Genomic DNA, 20,456 nt, shown 5'->3' on the forward strand with positions numbered 1-20,456 from the left:
ATTAAAAGAGCATAGTACTGTGTTCAGCAGAAAATCACAACATGAATCGCGATTTATTATGTTAAATTATGCTAAATTTGTGTTAACAACTTACATTAACAATCTAAGTTAATGCCGATTAGAACAGGCTCTGGAACAAGTTTTACGCCAAAAGAATCATAAACACCATCTATGATTTTGCGCGCTAAATCAACAATATCTTTGCATTTTGCGTTATTGCGATTGGTCAATGCCAAAGTATGCAAAGAAGACAACCCAGCCTCACTTTTTATACCATTGTTTTGCGTAAGCCTAAATCCTTTATGGAATCCTGCATGATCAATAAGCCATGCGGCAGAAGTCTTAACACCCTTAGATCCATCTGGCAAAGTGGCGTCAAATCGCGGAGCGTCTTCTGGAAGCAAATCTGCCTGAGATTCTGTCAAAATCGGATTCATAAAGAAACTTCCACAACTATGACGATCGGCATACTTAGAATCGCCGTCTAACAAATCTCCACAAACATAGTCTTCATTTTGAAGACTAATCGCAGACTCAACACCGCTCTCGCTTTTTGCGTAGCACATCCACTTATTTGCGTAACGCATAGCATCTTCAAGCATGCCCTTAGACGCTCTAACGCGCAAAACTTCGCGACGAATCTTAGATGTTTCCATCCTATCGCCAACTTGCACGCCAAGCGCGTGAGCAAGCTGAGAATGAGCCACAACACCCGTTTTTGAATGCTTTAAGCAAAAAGTAACAGATAAAACAACATATCTAGGCGTTGGGAAGAAGCAATCGGCAGCAACACCAGGCGCCTTATACATGCTTTTTTTAAGAACAGACGTGCGGTATCCAAACTTAAGATCCGCAAGATTCATATAAAAAGTTGTTTTATCTTTACGATCCCAAACTTCTACACATTCAACGCTTTGCGCCACTTCCGCACCATATGCGCCAATGTTTTGCACAACAGATGCCCCAACAGTTCCAGGAATACCAGATAGCGCTTCTACGCCTTCTAAGCCAAGCTGAATCGTATGCGATACAAAATCATCCCAATTGCATCCTGCTTCTGCACTAACGTGAACTAAACAATCTCCACTATCCTTATCAACGCCATCTTCGCTAGGAGCCGCCTCATCTAAAACACAAATTTCACGCCGAGCATCGCGCACAACAACTCCGTTAAACAACTCGTCGCTAACGAGCATGTTAGATCCACCACCAATAACACACAATGGCAATCCCGCACAATCGGCATCTTCTACAGCTTCAATAACAGCCACCCTGCTATTAGGCTCTACAAAACGAGCAATACTACCCCCAACCCCAATTGTTGTAAGGTCTGCGAAAGTTGGATTATCAGATTTCGATAAGGATGATTGCATACTCATATGCCTAATCCTAACAGCACTAAATAACAAAAAACCCCGCAAAACGCGGGGTAAATAAAGCTACAAAACTTCGCCGAAGCTCACTCGCTTAGCGAGTCTCGCGATGGAGAGTATGCTTGCCGCAACGTGGGCAGAACTTGCTCAACTCGAGACGATCAGGCGTATTACGACGATTCTTCGTCGTGATGTAATTACGCTCCTTGCACTCCGTGCATGCAAGCGTAATGCCTGGACGGATGTCTGCGCTCTTACTTGCCATTTCGTTCACCTCTAGAATGTTGTGTGTTGACCAACTCCTGCTGGCCATTGTAGCGAGGAAGAGACTCGAACTCTTGACCTTACGATTATGAGTCGTACGCTCTAGCCAGCTGAGCTACCCCGCCAGAGAGCCTCGAGTGAGAATCGGACTCACGACCTCTTCCTTACCAAGGAAGTGCTCTACCACTGAGCTATCGAGGCGTGGCGGGTAGTGGATTTGAACCACTGAAGCACGAAGCAACTGATTTACAGTCAGTCCCATTTGGCCGCTCTGGTAACCCGCCAATGTTTCCGAACGGAGAAGAATATCTCCAAACGGCAACTTTGTTATTTTGCCACGAACGCGAGACTAATGCAAGATTAAGACACGCCGAAAGGCAAAAACCGCATCTAAATGCAGTCAAAAATATGATTATTTAAGCGAAAAACCATCTTTCTTTAAAGACTCGCATATTTTAAGAACACGGTCATTTGCTTCTGTTTCCGCAATTGTTATGCGAATACCTTCTCCAGCAAAAGCTCGCACAGAAAGACCTGCATCAACAAAACGCTGATTAGCTCGCTCTGTGTCTTCACCAAACGGCATCCAGAAGAAGTTTGCGTACGGCTCGACAATATTCCACCCTTGTTCACGCAAACCGCTTACAACGCGATTACGCTCCTTAACAAGCGCATCTACGCGATTGCGCATCTCTACAAGCGCTTGAGGTTCCAAAGAGGCAATGGCAGCCACTTGTGCAATTTGGCTTACTCCAAATGGAACAGCCACTTTTCTCATGCCGTCTACAACATCTGCAGCGCCAATAGCGTATCCAATGCGCAAGCCAGCTAAACCGTATGCCTTAGAGAATGTTTGAGCAACAACAACGTTTGGATATTCGCGGTAAAGTTGCATGCCATCTGCCGTGCCTTTTGCGTTGTTAAATTGCACATACGCTTCGTCAATAAGCACCAAGACGTCGCTTGGTACAGCATCCAAAACCTTTCTAGCATCCTCATCAGAAAGTTGCGCGGATGTAGGATTGTTTGGATTGTTCAAAATAACAAGACGCGTGCGCTCATTAATTGCATCAATCATTGCGTCCACATCGTGCGACCCATCTGCGCGATTAGGAATTTTAACGCTTGTAGCGCCAGCACCCGTAACAATAATTGGATATGCCTCAAAGCTTCTCCAAGGGTATATAACTTCGTCTCCAGGACCCGCAACTAAGTCTACGAGCTGCGTAATAACCTCCGTGGAGCCGCAGCCAAGCACAACTTCATCGGGAGTAACGCTAAACTTTTTAGCTAACTCTTCTACAACTTCTGTTCCACGCATATTTGGGTAACGATTAATAACACCAAGCGCGCGGTTAGAAATAGCGTCTTTTACGCTTTCTAACGGCTCAAATGGGTTTTCGTTGCTCGAAATCTTATATGCGCGAATGCCGTCTAATGCGGGCGCTGGTTTGCCTTGCTTGTAATTTGGCAAACTATCTAGAATACTGCGGTGTTTGTAATCCATGATTTTATAATAGTCGCGTCTTAAACAAATTAAGCAAAAACGCTGAAAACAGCGGCGAACCGTTATTTTCAGCGTTAAATAGATTCAAATATTATTTGATTAATTACAAGCGATTAGCAAAGCAATCAACCAAACAATTAATCAAAAATCAGCCAAGGATTGCAAGAACGTCACGAGACGAAACAATTAAATAATCTTCGCCTTCGTAATGAACTTCTGTGCCGCCATACTTGGAGTAAAGAACCTTATCTCCAACTTTAACGTCCATAGGAATGCGCTCACCCTTGTCGTCGCGACGACCTGGTCCAACAGCCAATACTTCGCCCTGTTGTGGCTTTTCCTTAGCGTTATCTGGAATATACAAGCCAGAAGCAGTTTGAGTTTCTGCCTGAGCTTGCTTAACAATAATCTTATCTTCCAACGGTGTGAGCTTAATCGACACTGTCGCCACCTCTTTCTTAAGAGAAATGTAACTATTCGCACAAATAATATTGACGAGGCTGACGATCACGTCAAAACTATCGCGCACTGTGATTTATAATAGCGCGTTTTTAGCACTCTACCAACTAGAGTGCTAAAATTTTGGAAAATTTTTTAAAAATATGTGTATTTTAATCTACTTTTAAACTTATTTTCATGCAGTGCGACGAGCTAAAACATCTCGCAAATCAGCTTTTCCTAATGAATCTTCAGTAATAACTGGTGGTTCCACATTATTATCGGAAGCTTCTTCAGTAGAAAGCGGTTTTTTAGCTGAAATTGCCTTAGCAACCTGCTTAGTGGACTTTATTTCCAAGCTTAACGGACCATTATTCTTGTCATTTGAAGAAGATTCTGTAGAATCAGACCCAAACGAGAAAGATATTAAATCTTGATGAGATTCAGACGAATCAGACGTGCCAGAAGAATAAGATACATCAGGCAAAGACGATGACTGATTACCAGCAGCAATATAATCATTAGCATTCTGCGAATTGACGCGTTCTAAAGCCATACTAATTTCACGCTGCTGCATAACAGAAGTTTCTGTATTGTCTTGAGTATTCGACGAATATTGTGTAACAGAACCTGATGAATAATTTTGATACTCTTCTTCATGAGCTACAACAGAATTGACAATTGCGTCAAAAACTGGTTCCACAATAGATTCACTAGATTCGCCATAACCTTTTTTACCATAGTTTTGCGGCACTCCAGCAGATTTGTTATAAGCAGCAACGCGCGCTTCCCAATCTCGCGCATGCTTTGCCGCAATAGAGCCAAAGTAAAGAACTGTTGACACCATAGCGAACGGTATAAGAGCGAACCAAGCAGAATATAATCCAGACAAACCAGCTACAAGAACCACAAGAGTCAAGAAAACAAGCGAAAAAACCAAAATACGGCGACGACGAACCGCAGCGCGACGAAGAGCACGAATACGAGCCACATGTTGCGGAGTAAAATTATCTCTTAACACCTTTGACTTATTGCTCTTATTTTTAGTGTTCTTATTTTTATTCGATCGCTTCTCTGACGGTTGCATTCCAACCCCTTTCGCCATCGCACCACTACACTCATGGAACAGCGAAGCACTACGCTCATCCACAATATGCAGCGAAGGTGAATACCTATCTTCGCTGTGTTCCAACATTGACTTCATGCTGTTAACAGTGCGCTTAGGCAACCAACCAAACATTAAGGCTATGATGATGATTAATACAATTAACGCACTCACCGATTCATAACCCATACGTATAAATATAAAGTGCGTTACGGATGTGAAGAGCCAAAACCAATTCGGCGTGTCGCAATTATAGGAATTATTACATTAAATTTTTACAAATTACTGCATCTTTTTGCATATATTTTAAGTCATCTTTCATGCGGTGCGGGAATGAGCTAGGATATGTGATGGAAATAAAGATCGGAGGAACCGTTGCCTACTTATCATTACCGTTGCAAGCAATGTGGATATGATTTTTCGGAATATCAATCGTTTGAAGATGACCCAATTACAGTGTGTCCAAAATGCGGAAAACCAGAACTTCGTAAGGTGTTTTCTGCGCCACCAATCAATTTTAAAGGTAGCGGATTTTATCGCACTGATAAATAATTTTTCAAGCAGGTACAAACAATTTGTGGAAATGTGCATAAACAATTTCGCTTATTAACCAATTTGTGGAAAAGTGTATAAAAATCATCTGATTTACAATAGAAAATAACCTTTAACCACATTGACAAAAATATCTTGTAGAAGCATCACCTTTTATTAGATGATGCTTCTATGAGCATGATATCAATATTAAAAAACACATCTAGCACGCATGATGCGCACGAAAATCAAGTACCAGCCATGCTTTTAAAACGCAGGCAGAAAGCACTTTTGTTAAATACGCTTACCATATTTTTTATTAGCGTTGCAACACTTATTGCAATAAATATGATTACGAGCTGTCAAGAAACGCAAATCATACCTGTAGCAATTAGAGATATATCTAAAGGCACTCTTATTAAACAAGATGATTTGTCTTATGTTAACGTGCCCAAAAACAGTGTTTTTAATCATGTTATTAACAAAGATTTGATCAAAAATGCTATTATCGCAACCTGCAATATCAAATATGGTATGCCTATCTTTACTAGTCAGATTACGCAACAAGCAAAAATTCCACCAGGATTCACAACGATTTCAATAAAACTGGCAAGCAACAACCAAGATTTAAACATTGGAGAAAATATTTCGATAGCATTTAGCAAAGTTTCAAGAGGAGATCACAACGAGAATGACATTGTTCAAGAAAATAAAAACATTTCTTTTATCCACGACGTAATAGTAGTCAAAACAGGCAATTCATCTCAAAACGCGTTACTAGCCATGCCTGCAGAGTCTGCATTACAGATAATAAATACACAATCTATTATTCCAAACCTTGCGGTTATTGCAATACGAGGATAAAACAGTTTTACCTACCACGTTCACTAAAAACTGCCCAATGAGGCGGAAGCTCTCCAAGAATACGATTATCGTCATCTTTAGAGCGCTGGTCTAAAGTCTGAAAATCCGAAGGCTCCAGCTTAACGCCATCAGCATCAAAAAGCTCAGAGCCTTTACGAACTACTCGATTATGCGTTCTAGAACATCTGCGATTAGGATTATAGTCACTCACTTATAGTCACTCACCTATCACGGCTCACTGATCTTCACCGTAAAGCTCGCCTATTCTAGAAACGACCCGCTCAACCTCTTTTTCAGGATTTACGAATGCTCCAACGCTCCAAACATTCATAACAGACCAGCCAAGATACTCCAAATCTTGAGCAAACATGCGATGACGTTCACGCGTTGATTCTATATTCATGAATCTCATATCATCCGTTAAAACAGCAAGAGCAAAAGGCTTATCTGGCAAACCAACAACAAGAGGAATACTGTGTTCCTTATCAAATCCGTAATTCACCGCTACGCACAATCCGCGAGCGCGAATACGATCCGCCAAATCAGTAAACAAAACATTATTAAAACTGTCTACTGAAGAATCAAAAGCCTCCGCACGCGCACCTGCAGCTTCTTCCTTATCTTCTGCCTTATCTTGATCATATTCAGATTTTGCTTCATCAAAATCAGTTGGATTTACTGGACTATCATCCAACTGCTCAGCCCAAATAAGCAATTCTTTAAGCAGCTTAGGACCATCCTGATGCAAACGTTCATCTTCCATATCACTAGATTTAAACGCGCAAACAATATCTAAATTCCTACGAGCTAATGCTAACGAATCAAGAAGTATACCCTTACCGCCTTCTTCTTCCAAAACACCAAATTGTTGCAAAAGCCTACCGTGAGAAGTTTTTGCATAGCATAAGGAAAGAATAACATCCGTAGCGGCAGCACCAACAGACTCACTAGCATCTACAAGACGAACATGGCGAAGGAATCTATTCATATTTTCATCTTTAATAGCAAGAGCCTTAAGCTCCGCTCCTAAACGATTCCTAAACACACTCGTAAGAGTTACAACTGCAAGAACATAGCTGGAAGGAACTACCGTGAAAGTCGTAGCACGCTGTTTTATCAAGGAAACAACTTCGTCAATTTCCCTCTGACTACTCTCAATCAAACCAGTAGACATAACAGGAACACCAGAAGCCTCAACTTGGTGAAGCTTAACTTTACCTTGCATTCTATCTACAGGAACATCGTGACGAAGCGAACCATACCCATGATTTTCAAGGAAATTGGCAAGACGAAGCGAACGCCTAGTAGCACGAGATTTAACATGTACAGAAGGCAAAACACTAATCAAATCGTTAACGCTCTGTGAACTTACCGTATTCTTATGAGCAATAACTACAACTTGGCGTGCACGAGCGAGAATGCTAAGAAGCTCAATATTGCTCAAATGCTCAACAGAATCAAGGATCACAATGTCTACAATCGGCTTAAATTCAGTCATCATAGTCAAAGTAGAAGGCATAGCAACCATAATTGGCTTAGCAGCAAGAAGAAGATCTGCATGAGAATTCATCAATTTGGTAAAAGTCACGCCAGAACTATTACTTGCCAGAGTTGTGTGAAGCTGATTAGCTTCCTGAGACCTAGAGAAAAGAAGTTCACACAAACGTTTTAAAGTCTCTTGTTGAACCATAGGCCCCACAGAGCGCACATGCTCAGTATCTACCTGAACAAAACGGTCAGAAGCATCTTGCATAGCCGAACCATCTTGGTTAGAAATAATCGCGGAAGAATTAACGATATCTTCAAAAACCGTAGTCCACCAAGCCAAGTGAAGCTCACCATCTAACGCAGAACCAGTAACATTACGCCTACGCAAATCGCAAACAAGGTCTTCTAAACCAACACCGCGTAAATCGCGCTCAATCACACACCTACCAGGTAAAGTATCTAAGGAAGCACGATTGTCATGTAAAGCCTGTAAACGCTCATCAAGTTTAGTAAACTCAACATTTTCAAGATCAGCACCCAAACGCGTGGTGGAAAGAACAGCATCAAGAGCTACAAGATTACGATCCAAAAGCTCCTGAGTACTAACAATCTCATCTAACTTAGGCGGTAACACAGGCCACCCTCCATGAGGAACAAAAGTACGCCACTGAGCAGCTTGCTGAGCAACAATCTTCAAAGCCTCATGAAGATCATCTACTTTAGCTCCTACACGCAAAAGACTACGAGCTTCTTTAATATGACGTCTACGCTCCCAGAAGCCCATTACTGTACCTTCACGCTTGCGAACAGCTTTAGGCTTACTTGCTTCAATCATCGCGCTAAGATCACGTTCAAAAATATCTGCTTGGAAAACATCTAAAACTCGGCGAAGATTCTTTAACACCGTAACCTGTCTACCCCATTCGCGTGCGGTAGCAGGAACAGGAAAACCGCAGTTTTGAACAGTTGATTTAACATGTTCACGTGCTGCAGGAAGAAGCTTTAGTAGAACATCTACAACGCGCTGATATACAGCAACAGCCTCATTCTCATTGAACAAAGACGCGCCAAACCACGGGGTATCTTCAGGCTTTATCGTAAATTCTCCAAGCTCATCTGCTTGATGTAATTTTTGCGCCCATTCATCTAAATGACCAGAAAGCGATCTTGCAGCAGCAACATCTAGTCTTACATGAGTACAAGGATGAGTAGGCAACATTGCAATAGCAGCAAGATTTTGCATTGTATGATACGCTGACACACCCCAACGCTCATCTACTCCGTGCAAGTCTCCCAAATAACGATTTAAGCGAGTTTTAACACCAACTAACTCGTCACAAACCTGCTCAAAACGGCTAGAAGCAACGCTTTGACGCGCCCCAACTGCAGCTATGAGCTGAGAATCCACATGTTTCGCAAGGTGAGAATCCGAAACGTCTAGCGCAAGCGAAGAAATCTCATTCGCACTAAGAGCATGACGGAATCGACGCTGTTGTTCCATAACATTTGGAACATATAAAATGGACTTTCCAGCAAGAACACAGCGTGAAGAAATCGCAGCCGCGATAGAAGCAGAATCAGATCCAGCATCCACGTCTAAAGCCAGAGAAACGCCATTAGCAGCTAAACCAGATGCATAACGTACAACATTATCTACATCACCGACTTCATATTCACCATGAGGGTCTACATCTAGAGGAGAATACTCTTGCCTATCATTTGCCGCCAACTCTTGAAGCGCACGCTCATCGCCAGCAACCGCATCAATCATAGTGTTTCCAGCATTCCCAACTTTAAGCGCCTGCAAAATCTGAGCGCTTTCAGCCAAAAATCTGGATCCCGAATCAGTAAAACATCCAAGAACAATATCTCGTTCAATATCAAAATCTGGGAACACGCTGCGAGCAGATGCACAAATTGCATCAAAAACAGCTGACGTTTCTGGTGTTCCGCTTTCATAGTTTGCGCCGTCAAAAAGCGCATCTTCACTAAGATTCACGCCTCTCTCTTGCAATCTAAGAACAAGAGCATGGTTTAAGCGCACATTGCCAGAAAAGTAGATTGTTGCGTATGTTTCATCCTTGCCAGAGTCTCGAATAACTCGCACTGGGTATGTTAAAACTGGCACATGATTACCGCTCCACGATGCCACTCCAACAACAAGCGAAAGCTCCGAAACACCATTTTCGTGCGCTTTATTGTCTCTATCTTCAAAAACCCTGTCTAGTCTGCGTCCTGCCGCGCGCAACATTCCAGAATCGCGGAATAACGCCTGAAGAGTTACTTTTCCACTCGCAAAAAGTTGCGCTATCCCAGATGGGTGAGCATGCGTTAATTCTAATTGTGCGGAAAGTTTCGTTATGTCTTCAAGCGGCGAAGGCGCAAGCTGTGACTTGTATTGTTCGCGCCAAGAGTTTATTCGCCTTAACTTTTCGTCTCGTGAAGCTGTAGCCTGCGCACTTTCCTGCTTCATTTGCGCATTCTGCTCGTAAGCTTCTTGATAATTTTGTTCACTTGCATTATGTGCTTGATTTACTTGGCTTATAAAATCATTCTGTTCGCCGCTCATACTACTAAACTCCCCTATTTATAAACCTACTGCGTTGCGATAAGCGTTATACCCGCTATTTTGCGCTAAAGCTTCATCTACGTCTGCATTGCCTTGAGCTGAAAGCCAAGCGTATAAATCGTCATAAAGACCTGTATTCATGGCTAAAAATGGAAGTAATTCTTGATATTTTGCTATCTCAAACTGCTTAGAGAAATCAGTGGTTTTCTGAGCTTCTTCCGAAGTGAATCCACCTGCTTGTACAATTTCTTTATGCGCATTGAATTCTCCATTTGACACTTTTTCGAACACAGACCCTGGTTCAAAAGCTGGAGTGTATTGCGAATCTTCTTGAATATTGACTGAATTGGATCGAATGAATTGTTCATGATTTAGTTGAATTTGAGGTTCATCTTGCAATGAATCGTCGGTTGCTGGCGACTCATCTTCTGCCCCATCTTGTAATTCATTCTCATCTTGATAATTGATTTGAATTTCTGCTATCTCTTCTTGTTCAGTATTCTGATCTTGCGTTGTGTGATCCTCGTTTTCAACATCTACATTTTGCGAGTCCGGAATTTTAGAATCGTCTTGAACATCGTGAGAATCAAAAGAATCATTTGCAACAACACTGTTGTCAGAAATAGCAGCGTTACCTGCAACAGCACTGTTATCCACAATATTATCTGGATTTACAGTTTCATCACTATTAGTTTTGTCACTACTAGCTTGTGCTGCATTAACTTGTGATGCATTAGCTTGTGCTGCATCATCAAAAAGATTACGAGGTTCTGCAGCAGACTCAAAATCTTCACGCACAACAGGAAGAACAACCTGATTAGCAATCACGGGATCGCTTTGTTTTACAGGATTTACTGAAATATCAGCCTTGCTTGCACTATAAACATCATCAGCTTTACCGGCAGCATTTAATTTGGACTGATTATCCCACACTAAATTAGGGTGTGAAACAGATTGTGCACGGAAAACGCCTGTTGGCTCTCCAGCACGAATATCAAGAATATCATCGACCGACAAATCCGAAGCATCTGGCTCTTTAATGGAACCGTCAGCAGCATAAGAGAACAAGTCGCGTACAGGCTCCGCACTATTTTCAGCCAAAGGAACTGGCTCTTCTATACGCACAAAGTCAATTGGCACATCTCCAAATTGCATGCGAACAATGCTATCTGGCATATGAAAATCAACATCTGGATCTAGTCGCAGCAAATCTCCGCTTTCGTTTACAAGATAAGTTCCGTTTGTAGAATGCAAATCTCGAATAGTCGCCACGCCACTTGTGTCTACTATAAGAAGCGCATGCCTTTTAGACATTGAGCGCTTATTGTCTACAATGTCTACACGCATAAAACCGTCTTCGCGCAAAGGTCGTATAGGCTTTCTGCCGATCTCCACAGACTGACCCGCTCCAACGCGCGCCTGCTCGACACCACCTACTGTAATCATCCAACGCTGCAAGGTTTGTCGACTTCCCACGGAACCTGCTCCCTTCAAAAAACACACTACATACTATTGTGTCATGCTTTGTGTATATTGCGCGAATCGACAACTCCGAGCTGCATAATGCGCGAGAAGCGCTTTGACTGAGCTTGAAATTGCATAACGCATTTCAAGCTCCTTCAAAGCGTGATTTGGCTTAAATATAAAGTCCAGTAGACTTTATGTGTCAAATCAGCCTCACGGCTACTAATAGCCCGTGAGGAACGATTCGCTGAGTCTATTAGAGCAGAAGCAATAGCTTGCGTTATATTCGTAGCTCACATGATGCGTTTGTAACGTTTTTACCGCAAAAAACGTTACAAACATCTCACCGATGATGCAAATATAACGAAAAACAGCCAAAAAACGTTACAAATGCCTCACACGCGATACAAATATAACAAACAAGAAAAGTACGAGCAATGTAAGCTATATCTTTTATCTTTGAAATACAAAAAAGCCCTCGTAAAATACGAGGGTTATTCGCTGGGGTACCTGGACTCGAACCAAGAATGGATGAACCAGAATCACCTGTGTTGCCAATTACACCATACCCCAATTGGCAGGCTTCGCGGCTCTTGGAACCGTTCCGTCTTTGTACCCCCGACCGGATTTGAACCGGTGTTGGCGCCGTGAGAGGGCGTAGTCCTAGGCCGCTAGACGACGGGGGCTTCATTTATCTGCTACGCCTCTAGACGCAACAAATGTCGACTTTACAACATAACAGCTCAATACGCAACCGCGGCGTGTCGAAAATACGCTAAAACTCCTAAAAACACAAAAAGCGGAAATGCAGAATTCCACTACATTCCCGCTTTATACAAAATCTACTTAAGATTTAAAAGCTATTTGCGATTTACAAATGCTCACGCAATCCAGTCAAACGAGCCAAAGTCACGTCTTTACCGACGATTTCCATGGACTCAAAAAGCGGAGGCGAAACTCTGCGACCAGAAAGAGCCACTCGCACAGGGCCAAATGCCAATCGCGGCTTGTATCCAGCTTCTTCAACAAGCTTCTTGTTCAAAAGCTCGTGCAAAGAATCCGTATGCCAATCAGAAGCATCAACACTTTGCAAAGCAGCGAGCGCAGCGTCAAGCACATCACCAGCAGATTCCTTAAGCTGCTTACGAGCGTCGTCATCTGGCTCAATATAGCCATCTTCGCTCAACAAGCTAGAAACCATTCCAGCAACTTCACCAAGCAAACGCACTCGAGGCTGAACAAGAGGAGCAGCAGCGGTGAGCACTTCACGCTCACGGTCAGTTAAGGCATCCCAATTGTCCGCGCTAACTACGCCATCCTTATGCAAATAAGGCACAGAGCGATTTAAGAAGTCTTGCGAATCAAGCATGCGAATATGCTCAGCGTTAATGGAAATTGCTTTATCCAAGTCAAAGTGTGCAGGGTTTGCCTTAACGTCTCGCACATCAAACTTTTCAATCATCTCGTCCATAGTGAACACGTCGCGATCAGGCGCAATAGACCATCCAAGCAAAGCCAAGTAGTTCAGCAAGCCTTCTGGAATAAAGCCGTTATCTCTATGCAAGAACAAGTTGGACTCAGGGTCTCTCTTAGAAAGCTTCTTCTTGCCTTCGCCCATAACGTAAGGCATGTGGCCGTAAAGCGGAGTTTCCTTCGCAATACCCATTTCCATAAGATAACGGTAAAGCACAATCTGACGAGGTGTGGAGCTAAGAATATCCTCACCGCGCAAAACAACGTTCACATCCATTAACGCGTCATCAACAGGGTTCGTAAGCGTGTAAAGCGGATCACCATTCGGGCGCACAATCACATAATCTGGAACAGATCCAGCTTTAAAGGTGATTTCGCCACGAATTAAATCGTTAAAAGTAATGTCTTCATTTGGCATCTTCAAGCGAAGTGCAGGCTTGCGACCTCCATCGCGGAAAGCTTGCTTCTGCTCCTCAGTAAGGTTGCGATCATAACCATCGTAACCAAACTCAGCTGGGCGCCCTGCAGCAATATTGCGCTCTTTAATCTCTTCTGGAGTAGAGAAGGACTCGTAAGCGTATCCTGCATCAAAAAGCTTTTTCGCTACATCCTTATAAATTTCCATACGCTGAGACTGGCGGTAAGGGCCATTTTCTCCGCCAACATCAATGCCTTCGTCCCAATCAATATTGAGCCAACGAAGAGCCTCAATAATCTGCTGGTAGCTTTCCTCGCTATCTCGCTCATTATCTGTATCTTCAATGCGGAAAAGCAATTTACCATGCGCGTGGCGAGCTTCCGCCCAGTTAAACAGCGCTGTACGAACCATGCCAACGTGAGGCGTGCCGGTTGGCGAAGGGCAAAAACGCACACGAACATTCTTTGGAAGTTCAGGCTTTGTGGATTTTGTTGCATTATTAGCAACTTCTTGAGTTTCCTCTGTATCAGTCATAGGTTCCATTGTGCCGCGCGTTACGGACGTGCCTATCTAGTCAAGCGCTTGCGTTGATTCCTTATTACCTTCCACATGCGCAAACTTTGCAGCAAGAGCCTCGCGAGACTTTCTATCGTCTTCTTCTTTTGCAAGCTTCTTAGCCTCTTCTGGATCCCAAAGTACGTCTTCCTTATGCTTTAACCATTCGCGCTCAAGCAATGGGGCTGCAATTTCAAGTAGCGTGCTCATACTATTTTCGCCAGTTTCGCCATCATCGCCACTTTTTACGCAATCAACAATCGCACGCCACTGATTATCCTTAAACATCATTCGCGGAACTCCCGCGCACTCACACACTTCGTTAATATATAGGAATATAGGCAAAGTTTCGTAAATGTTGCTTGTTTTTTCAATAAGACTTTTAAGAATAAACAGTATTGCAGTAATTTTTTGCGATTCTACAGAATTAAGTCCGCAAAAATCGCACTCTTGTTTTGCGCATCTAAACGCATCTTGCAAGCTATCAACACTCCAATTACCTGCAACGCTTAAAGAATCCGCAGCACCGTTGATTGCGTTAACATCATTAGAAAGATTTGATTCAAGCTTGTTAAAAATAGCGCTAACATCATTCGTGTTATTTTCTAGCTCTTCTTGCGCTTCGCTGTAGTCTGGTTCGTAGCATAAATCCATATCATCGTAAGCGTTTGCAGCAGCTAAAAGCGCGTCAACTATCTCTTGAGGGCGTCCTGGAATTTCGTCTGCACCTTCATACACAAACTCTGCATCTGGAACAGTAACGTCTAAATCTGTAATAATTCGAGCAATAGTGCGAATCGCCCTAACCTCAAGATTTTCAGCATATTTTGCGTCATTATCTAAATGGCGAGCTTCGCTTAAAGGCCACAATTTAGTTAAATCCGCGGCCGACTTTGCAGCAGACTCAAGCAGACTCAAAGCCTTTGAATCCAGCTCTTCTACAGAATCACCCATAATAACGCTCCTTCGCATTAGCTGTAAAAAACAGTTTCTACGCATCTTTTATGCATATTTTAAAGTCTATTGCTTATTATTCCACACGTTCTATTGCACACGCGCCGCAGGATCCACATATGTGATGGAAAGCACATTCATATTTGCGCAATCATATGTAATCGACGTAATCGATGCTAAGGCCGTTTTACGCAAAAGCATATTGTGCTCCGCATGACCCGTTTCTAACAAATGACGGTAAGACCATATTGGCGATTCGTGCGTTACAGCTACGATTTGTTCACCTGGGTGATTTTTCACTTGTTCGCACGCAAAATCGCCAACGCGTGCAGCAATACTCTTGTAGGATTCTCCCCAACTCGGCTTCCACAAGTTAGATACAAGCTTCCAATTGTTGTTTTTCCACAAAGCGCCTTCGCCGTAGCCGATTCTTTTCCCTCGAAAATTGTTTTCCGCTTCGATTAGACGATCGTCTAAAATAATCGGGCCAATTTGCAAAGCGTTTGCGATTTGTTGCGCCGTTTCTTGCGTGCGCTCCAAAGGAGACGAGTAAATCGCACTAATTCCGCGCATTTGTGGAACAGTCGCAATATATTTTGCTGTAGCGCAAGCCATTTTTAAGCCGCGATTAGATAAGTGAAATCCCGGAAGCCTCTCGTAAAGCACGTGATTTGGATTTTCCACTTCCCCGTGGCGCACAAAATGAATAGTCGTAGCTTGCATATTCTCTAAACCTACTTCCAAACCTACTTCCAGCCTTTTGGAGTGTGACTTAACGACCATTCGCCCAACTTGTGAGCAAAAGTATTGTCTTTAGCGGCATCATAATCAGGTTTTTGCGACTTTGTGTCATCTAAAAGCCATTTTCTAATAACAAAATTCCACACAGCTACAACAACTGTTGCAATAAGCTTGCCAATGTTTGTGCGAAGCATGTAAATCGCAGTACCACGCAAAGTTTGTGCCATTCCAAGCGTGCTAAGCCAAATAATCGCATCGTTAATAAGCAAACCAATAACTGCAGAAATAACAAAAATCAGCAATTCCATCCAACGAGCCATGTCTTCGCGGTGCTTAAACACGTACTTCATGCTGGCAATATAGTTAAAAATAAGCGAGATTATAAAAGATATTGTTCCAGCAACAACGTTATTAAGATGCACAAGAAGAAGCAGGTTTAGCAATACTACGTCAATAATCAGCGCAATGATTCCTACGATTCCAAACTTAACAACCTGTTCAATAAGTTTTTTCATACATTCAATTAAACACGCGGAGGCTAACAATTCACTATAATTATTGCGTAACACAGGTTTATTATTGCGTAACATATGTTGCGCAGCACAAGTTTATAAACTTAGAAAATTCATAAAACTTAGCAAAGGAGCGATTATGCCAGTTATTCACACTCATGTTTCTGTAAGCACTACACCTGCTCAGCGCGATGCCTTAAAAGCAGCATACGGCAAGGCGATTAGCGCAGTTCCAGGCAAAAGCGAACATTGGCTCATGTGCCCGTTTGAAGACAATATGCCAATTTATTTTGCAGGAGACAATTCTAAGCCTGCAGCTTACGTTGAAGTGAACGTTTTTGGCTCTAGCGTGCCAGGATCTGCTTGGGAAAAGTTGACAGAGCAGATTATGGCAGCTTTGAATCGCGAGCTTGGCGTACCACAAGATCGCACTTACATTCGTTACACTGCAACAACTGACTGGGGCTGGAACGGCGGCAACTTCTAGTCGCAAGTCGCAAGCCTAAAATCTCAACTCGCAAAAATCGCCATATCGCAGCTCATATGAGCATTAATATGGCGATTATTTATTATTACAACTATCTATACAAATAGTTGTGAATTAGTCACTAGGATTGATTGCCAAAATTAGGCTCGTCAACAGTAGACTTAGCAGATACAGCGAACGCATCCGACTCGTCAAAATCAGCATCGCTTGAAGAATAATCATCGCTATTAGCAACGCTGCCTTCAAGATCTGGGCCAGCAGCTACGCGAGCCACTTCTTCCATACCTTTGTTGTCACATAAAACCATACGAACATAGCCAACAACAAATCCAACAGCAGCAGGGCAAACCCAAGCCATTCCAAATTCCGAGAACGGCAACCAGTTTTGAGCAACCAACAACATATCGTTCATATGCAATGCGTTGCGCAAAGCGGATGGCAAACTATTTAAAAAGTCAAATACAGCTGCAACACCAGTAAAACCAAGTGTCCAAGCGTACACAACTTTGGAATTTCCAAAAAGTCGACCACACAAAGCCAAAAGAATCAGCACGATTGACAGCGGATACAAGAACATTAATACTGGAACCGCATATTCGATGATTGCGCTCAAACCAAAGTTTGCAAGGCCAAACGAAACAAGCGTAATCAATACAGACCAAACACGATAGCTAGGACCTTTAGGGAATAGCTTAGAGAAAGTTTCCGAACAGCTTACGATTAAGCCAACTGCCGTCTTTAAGCATGCAAGAGTTACAGTTGCAGCAAGCACGAATAAGCCAACGTTTCCAAGATGATAGCGTGCAACTTGCGCCAAAGTCACGCCACCATTTTCCGCAGGTGGGAACAGCGCGCGGCTACGCACACCAACAACAACAATCGCAACGTAAATCAACGCCATAAGCAAGCAGCTAAAGAATCCAGAGCGGGCAGTATTAACTGCCACATCTTTAGGATCTTTTACACCAAACTGACGAATGGTGCTAACAACAACAATTCCAAATGCCAAGCTAGCTAAAGCATCCATTGTGTTGTAGCCATCTAAGAATCCTGTAAAGAATGACTTATTAACATAATTTCCTATAGGAGCAGCATCCGAAGAAGCACCGCTTATAGGAGAAAATAGTGCAGTAAATACCAAAACAGCTAGGAACACAAGGAAGATTGGCGTAAGAACTTTACCAACCCACGTAAGTATGCCGCTTGGTTTCATAGCAAAGAAGAATGCGAGCGCAAAGAACACTACAGAGAACAAGAACAAGTACAGTTGTCCGTTTCCGTCTTGCGGAATAATTCGCTCCAATCCAACAGTGTATGAAGTTGTTGCACAGCGCGGAATTGCGAAGAACGGGCCGATTGTTAAATAAAGAACGCATGTAAAGAACATGCCGTATTTTTTGCTAGCTTTGCTAGAAAGCTCAAAAAGACCGTTTGCGCGACTCATTGCAAGAGCCGTAACGCCCAACAATGGCAAGCCAACGCCAGTAACAATAAAACCGATTGCTGCAGGCGCAGAATTGTTTCCTGCGTTAGCACCAAGGAATACTGGGAAAATCAGGTTTCCAGCGCCAAAGAACATGCCGAACAACATGACCGCCACGTATGCGGATTCAATAATTGTCAAGTTCCTTTTTTTCGGGGCACTGTCTGTGCTGACACTTTGTGTTGTGACGCTCATGCTACACCTCCTATATGGTGAAAAATTGTTTAAGCATATTATTTAACGCATTGAATAACAAAACTGAAACCGAAAAATAATATTAGGGGGTATACTAATCAATCGCATGTACTTAATCGACAAAAATTTGCAATTTCGCGCGTGTCTACTAGTCAAAAATAAAAGGACGCTAGCGTAAAAACTAACGTCCTAAATAAAAAAGCAAATGCACTAAATCACATCTTGTCTGGAGCAGAAACTCCAAGCAAATCAAGGCCAGATGCAATAACTGTGCGAACAGCCTCGTTAAGCTTTAAGCGAGCTGCAGCGCGTGCTGGCTCTGGGCACTTTGCAATGCGCTGAGCTTCGCGCTCTGCTTCTGGCAAACGATTTTCTGGGTCGCTCAACTCCATTGGCACTACGCGCTCAAGGTTGTACCACTTGTGGTAGCTTGCTGCCAAATCTTCAAGATAATGCGCAACTCTGTGTGGAGCACGCAAATCGCCAGCTTGTGCAAGAGCTGCAGGCCATTGCGCCAAAGCAGCCAACACTTCGCCATCTGCCTCAGTATTAAGCAAGCTTAAATCGGCCCCATCTGCACTAATTCCAGCATCCGCAGCGTTACGAGCCACATTACAGCTGCGTGCGTGAGCGTATTGCACGTAATACACAGGATTATCGTTGCTGTGAGAAGCAAGCAAATCCAAATCAATATCAACGCTTGTGTTGTAGTCGGTGCGCGCAAGCGAGTAGCGAGAAGCATCAACGCCAATTGCATCAACTAAATCGTCAATCGTAATAACGTTTCCAGCACGCTTACTCATGCGCACAGGCTTACCATCTTTCATAACGTTTACCATCTGACCAATAAGAATCTGCATGTTTTCGCCTGGCTCATCCCCAAAAGCCGCGCACATTGCCATCATTCTGCCAATATAGCCGTGATGATCCGCGCCAAGCATGTAGATTGCTACGTCCGCAGGATTCTGTTCGCGATGACGCTTGTTGCGATAGTACGCAATATCTGCAGCAAAATAGGCGTAATTGCCGTCAGACTTAATAATTACGCGATCCTTGTCGTCGCCATGCTTAGTAGATTCAAACCAAGTTGCGCCATCTTTTTCAAAAATGTCTCCACGCTCACGCAAATCTGCAATAGCGCGCTCAACTTCGCCATCCTCGTACAAGCTGTTTTCGTGGAACCACACGTCGAAGCCAACGCGAAAATCGCGCATTGACTTACGAATTTCAGCAAACATCATTGGCACTGCGCGCTTGCGGAACTCTTCACGCTGCTCAGAGTCGCCCTCGCCAAGCGGCAAACCTTCCTCGTCTTTACCAAGATCAATTCGAGGTAAGGAAAGAACATCAACGCCGTCTGCTTGCGCTTCTTTTATAACAGCATCCGCGATTTCGTTAATATACGCGCCTTTGTATCCGTCTGCAGGCGTTTCTTCGCCGTGAGCTGCAGCAACTAAAGACTTAGCAAAACGGTTGATTTGCTCACCGTGATCGTTGAAATAGTATTCGCGCACAACTTTTGCGCCGTTCGCTTCCAAAACTCGAGCCATAGAATCACCAACTGCCGCCCAGCGAGTGCCACCAATATGAATTGGGCCAGTTGGGTTTGCGGAAACAAACTCAAGGTTTAGGGTTTTTCCGCCCAAGTGCGCATTCTTACCAAAATCCGCGCCCTGCTTTAATACTTCGTCAACAACAGCCGCTGCAGACGCAGAATCAAGCGTTATATTAATAAAGCCAGGGCCTGCCACTTCTACGCGCGCAATACCTTGCGCTTCTTGCAAACGCTCGGCAAAAAGTTCGGCTAAATCATGAGGATTCATACCAGCTTTTTTAGCGAGTTGCATAGCAACATTCGTGGCCCAATCGCCGTGTGCGCGATCTTTTGGCCTCATAACTGCGAGTTTTTCGGCAGCAGGAATCAAATCTTCTGTTAGACTGCCAGCTTTACCGCTTGCTACTAAATCTTTAGCAATTTTTTCAATTAATTCACTTAAGCTTTCTGGATTCATGGTTTACAGTCTAGCGTTACCGC

17 protein-coding genes and 5 tRNA genes are annotated in these 20,456 nt (G+C 43.3%); 3 read left to right on the forward strand and 19 right to left on the reverse strand.

Going from position 1 to position 20,456, the window contains the following annotated elements; genetic code table 11:
- Positions 1-95: 95 nt before the first annotated feature.
- The 8 genes from HXT60_RS05460 to HXT60_RS05495 all read right to left on the reverse strand — a co-directional run bounded on the left by HXT60_RS05460 (position 96) and on the right by HXT60_RS05495 (position 4,822).
- A complete protein-coding gene (locus tag HXT60_RS05460) occupies positions 96-1,379 on the reverse strand; it encodes an FAD-binding protein (protein ID WP_101886617.1) in 1,284 nt (427 codons plus the stop codon).
- 88 nt (positions 1,380-1,467) lie between these two features.
- Complete coding sequence (gene rpmG, locus HXT60_RS05465; protein WP_004114322.1) at positions 1,468-1,638, reverse strand: 50S ribosomal protein L33; 171 nt, start codon at positions 1,636-1,638, stop codon at positions 1,468-1,470.
- 50 nt (positions 1,639-1,688) lie between these two features.
- Positions 1,689-1,762: transfer RNA gene (locus tag HXT60_RS05470), tRNA-Met, on the reverse strand.
- Between the two features lie 4 nt (positions 1,763-1,766).
- A tRNA-Thr gene (locus tag HXT60_RS05475) sits at positions 1,767-1,838 on the reverse strand.
- A 1-nt stretch (position 1,839) separates the two neighbouring features.
- Positions 1,840-1,921 (reverse strand) — tRNA-Tyr (locus HXT60_RS05480).
- A gap of 128 nt (positions 1,922-2,049) precedes the next feature.
- The gene (hisC, locus tag HXT60_RS05485; RefSeq protein ID WP_004114321.1) at positions 2,050-3,144 is read right to left on the reverse strand and encodes a histidinol-phosphate transaminase; all 1,095 of its coding nucleotides are present in this window, start codon (positions 3,142-3,144) and stop codon (positions 2,050-2,052) included.
- Positions 3,145-3,292: 148 nt separating this feature from the next.
- Positions 3,293-3,586 (reverse strand): co-chaperone GroES, encoded by a 294-nt coding sequence (gene groES, locus HXT60_RS05490; RefSeq protein ID WP_004114319.1) that lies wholly within the window; start codon positions 3,584-3,586, stop codon positions 3,293-3,295.
- Positions 3,587-3,778: 192 nt separating this feature from the next.
- Positions 3,779-4,822 (reverse strand): hypothetical protein, encoded by a 1,044-nt coding sequence (locus tag HXT60_RS05495; RefSeq protein WP_410310075.1) that lies wholly within the window; start codon positions 4,820-4,822, stop codon positions 3,779-3,781.
- A 240-nt stretch (positions 4,823-5,062) separates the two neighbouring features.
- On the opposite strand from HXT60_RS05495, the gene HXT60_RS05500 reads away from it, so the two are divergent.
- Together HXT60_RS05500 and HXT60_RS05505 are read left to right on the forward strand one after the other, a co-directional pair.
- Positions 5,063-5,239 carry an FmdB family zinc ribbon protein gene (locus tag HXT60_RS05500; protein ID WP_004114314.1) on the forward strand — a complete coding sequence of 59 codons (177 nt, stop codon included), beginning with the start codon at positions 5,063-5,065 and terminating at the stop codon, positions 5,237-5,239.
- A gap of 171 nt (positions 5,240-5,410) precedes the next feature.
- Positions 5,411-6,082 (forward strand): hypothetical protein, encoded by a 672-nt coding sequence (locus HXT60_RS05505; RefSeq protein ID WP_004138559.1) that lies wholly within the window; start codon positions 5,411-5,413, stop codon positions 6,080-6,082.
- Between the two features lie 7 nt (positions 6,083-6,089).
- Here HXT60_RS05505 and HXT60_RS05510 read toward each other — a convergent pair whose 3' ends face one another.
- From HXT60_RS05510 to HXT60_RS05550, 9 genes are all read right to left on the reverse strand, one after another.
- Complete coding sequence (locus HXT60_RS05510) at positions 6,090-6,293, reverse strand: hypothetical protein (RefSeq protein ID WP_004114310.1); 204 nt, start codon at positions 6,291-6,293, stop codon at positions 6,090-6,092.
- A gap of 24 nt (positions 6,294-6,317) precedes the next feature.
- A complete protein-coding gene (locus HXT60_RS05515; RefSeq protein ID WP_421790972.1) occupies positions 6,318-10,139 on the reverse strand; it encodes a helicase in 3,822 nt (1,273 codons plus the stop codon).
- Between the two features lie 18 nt (positions 10,140-10,157).
- A complete protein-coding gene (locus HXT60_RS05520) occupies positions 10,158-11,615 on the reverse strand; it encodes an FHA domain-containing protein (protein WP_421790974.1) in 1,458 nt (485 codons plus the stop codon).
- A 489-nt stretch (positions 11,616-12,104) separates the two neighbouring features.
- Positions 12,105-12,176 (reverse strand) — tRNA-Gln (locus HXT60_RS05525).
- Positions 12,177-12,216: 40 nt separating this feature from the next.
- Positions 12,217-12,289 (reverse strand) — tRNA-Glu (locus HXT60_RS05530).
- 185 nt (positions 12,290-12,474) lie between these two features.
- Positions 12,475-14,037 carry a glutamate--tRNA ligase gene (gene gltX / locus HXT60_RS05535; protein WP_421790976.1) on the reverse strand — a complete coding sequence of 521 codons (1,563 nt, stop codon included), beginning with the start codon at positions 14,035-14,037 and terminating at the stop codon, positions 12,475-12,477.
- Between the two features lie 27 nt (positions 14,038-14,064).
- Complete coding sequence (locus tag HXT60_RS05540) at positions 14,065-15,003, reverse strand: hypothetical protein (protein WP_421790978.1); 939 nt, start codon at positions 15,001-15,003, stop codon at positions 14,065-14,067.
- Between the two features lie 90 nt (positions 15,004-15,093).
- The gene (locus tag HXT60_RS05545; RefSeq protein ID WP_415702511.1) at positions 15,094-15,726 is read right to left on the reverse strand and encodes a histidine phosphatase family protein; all 633 of its coding nucleotides are present in this window, start codon (positions 15,724-15,726) and stop codon (positions 15,094-15,096) included.
- A 23-nt stretch (positions 15,727-15,749) separates the two neighbouring features.
- Complete coding sequence (locus tag HXT60_RS05550) at positions 15,750-16,259, reverse strand: GtrA family protein (protein WP_016636012.1); 510 nt, start codon at positions 16,257-16,259, stop codon at positions 15,750-15,752.
- 136 nt (positions 16,260-16,395) lie between these two features.
- Here HXT60_RS05550 and HXT60_RS05555 point away from each other — a divergent pair, with 136 nt between their 5' ends.
- The gene (locus tag HXT60_RS05555; RefSeq protein ID WP_004114298.1) at positions 16,396-16,743 is read left to right on the forward strand and encodes a phenylpyruvate tautomerase MIF-related protein; all 348 of its coding nucleotides are present in this window, start codon (positions 16,396-16,398) and stop codon (positions 16,741-16,743) included.
- Positions 16,744-16,864: 121 nt separating this feature from the next.
- Here HXT60_RS05555 and brnQ read toward each other — a convergent pair whose 3' ends face one another.
- Complete coding sequence (brnQ, locus tag HXT60_RS05560; protein ID WP_013399771.1) at positions 16,865-18,421, reverse strand: branched-chain amino acid transport system II carrier protein; 1,557 nt, start codon at positions 18,419-18,421, stop codon at positions 16,865-16,867.
- 215 nt (positions 18,422-18,636) lie between these two features.
- Positions 18,637-20,433 carry an arginine--tRNA ligase gene (gene argS, locus HXT60_RS05565; RefSeq protein WP_285068346.1) on the reverse strand — a complete coding sequence of 599 codons (1,797 nt, stop codon included), beginning with the start codon at positions 20,431-20,433 and terminating at the stop codon, positions 18,637-18,639.
- Between the last annotated feature and the right edge of the window lie 23 nt (positions 20,434-20,456).

Origin of the sequence: Gardnerella sp. KA01002 (genome assembly GCF_049244015.1) — a bacterium.
Classification (GTDB): Bacteria; Actinomycetota; Actinomycetes; order Actinomycetales; family Bifidobacteriaceae; genus Bifidobacterium; species Bifidobacterium vaginale.

What these genes read in the sequence shown, in the direction of transcription:
- HXT60_RS05460 (WP_101886617.1), bottom strand. Translation starts at nt 1,379, where the DNA reads ATGAGTATGCAATCATCCTTATCGAAATCTGATAATCCAACTTTCGCA.
- rpmG (WP_004114322.1), bottom strand. Translation starts at nt 1,638, where the DNA reads ATGGCAAGTAAGAGCGCAGACATCCGTCCAGGCATTACGCTTGCATGC.
- hisC (WP_004114321.1), bottom strand. Translation starts at nt 3,144, where the DNA reads ATGGATTACAAACACCGCAGTATTCTAGATAGTTTGCCAAATTACAAG.
- HXT60_RS05495 (WP_410310075.1), bottom strand. Translation starts at nt 4,822, where the DNA reads ATGTTTGGTTGGTTGCCTAAGCGCACTGTTAACAGCATGAAGTCAATG.
- HXT60_RS05505 (WP_004138559.1), top strand. Translation starts at nt 5,411, where the DNA reads ATGAGCATGATATCAATATTAAAAAACACATCTAGCACGCATGATGCG.
- HXT60_RS05515 (WP_421790972.1), bottom strand. Translation starts at nt 10,139, where the DNA reads ATGAGCGGCGAACAGAATGATTTTATAAGCCAAGTAAATCAAGCACAT.
- gltX (WP_421790976.1), bottom strand. Translation starts at nt 14,037, where the DNA reads ATGGAACCTATGACTGATACAGAGGAAACTCAAGAAGTTGCTAATAAT.
- HXT60_RS05540 (WP_421790978.1), bottom strand. Translation starts at nt 15,003, where the DNA reads ATGGGTGATTCTGTAGAAGAGCTGGATTCAAAGGCTTTGAGTCTGCTT.
- HXT60_RS05545 (WP_415702511.1), bottom strand. Translation starts at nt 15,726, where the DNA reads ATGCAAGCTACGACTATTCATTTTGTGCGCCACGGGGAAGTGGAAAAT.
- HXT60_RS05550 (WP_016636012.1), bottom strand. Translation starts at nt 16,259, where the DNA reads ATGAAAAAACTTATTGAACAGGTTGTTAAGTTTGGAATCGTAGGAATC.
- HXT60_RS05555 (WP_004114298.1), top strand. Translation starts at nt 16,396, where the DNA reads ATGCCAGTTATTCACACTCATGTTTCTGTAAGCACTACACCTGCTCAG.
- brnQ (WP_013399771.1), bottom strand. Translation starts at nt 18,421, where the DNA reads ATGAGCGTCACAACACAAAGTGTCAGCACAGACAGTGCCCCGAAAAAA.
- argS (WP_285068346.1), bottom strand. Translation starts at nt 20,433, where the DNA reads ATGAATCCAGAAAGCTTAAGTGAATTAATTGAAAAAATTGCTAAAGAT.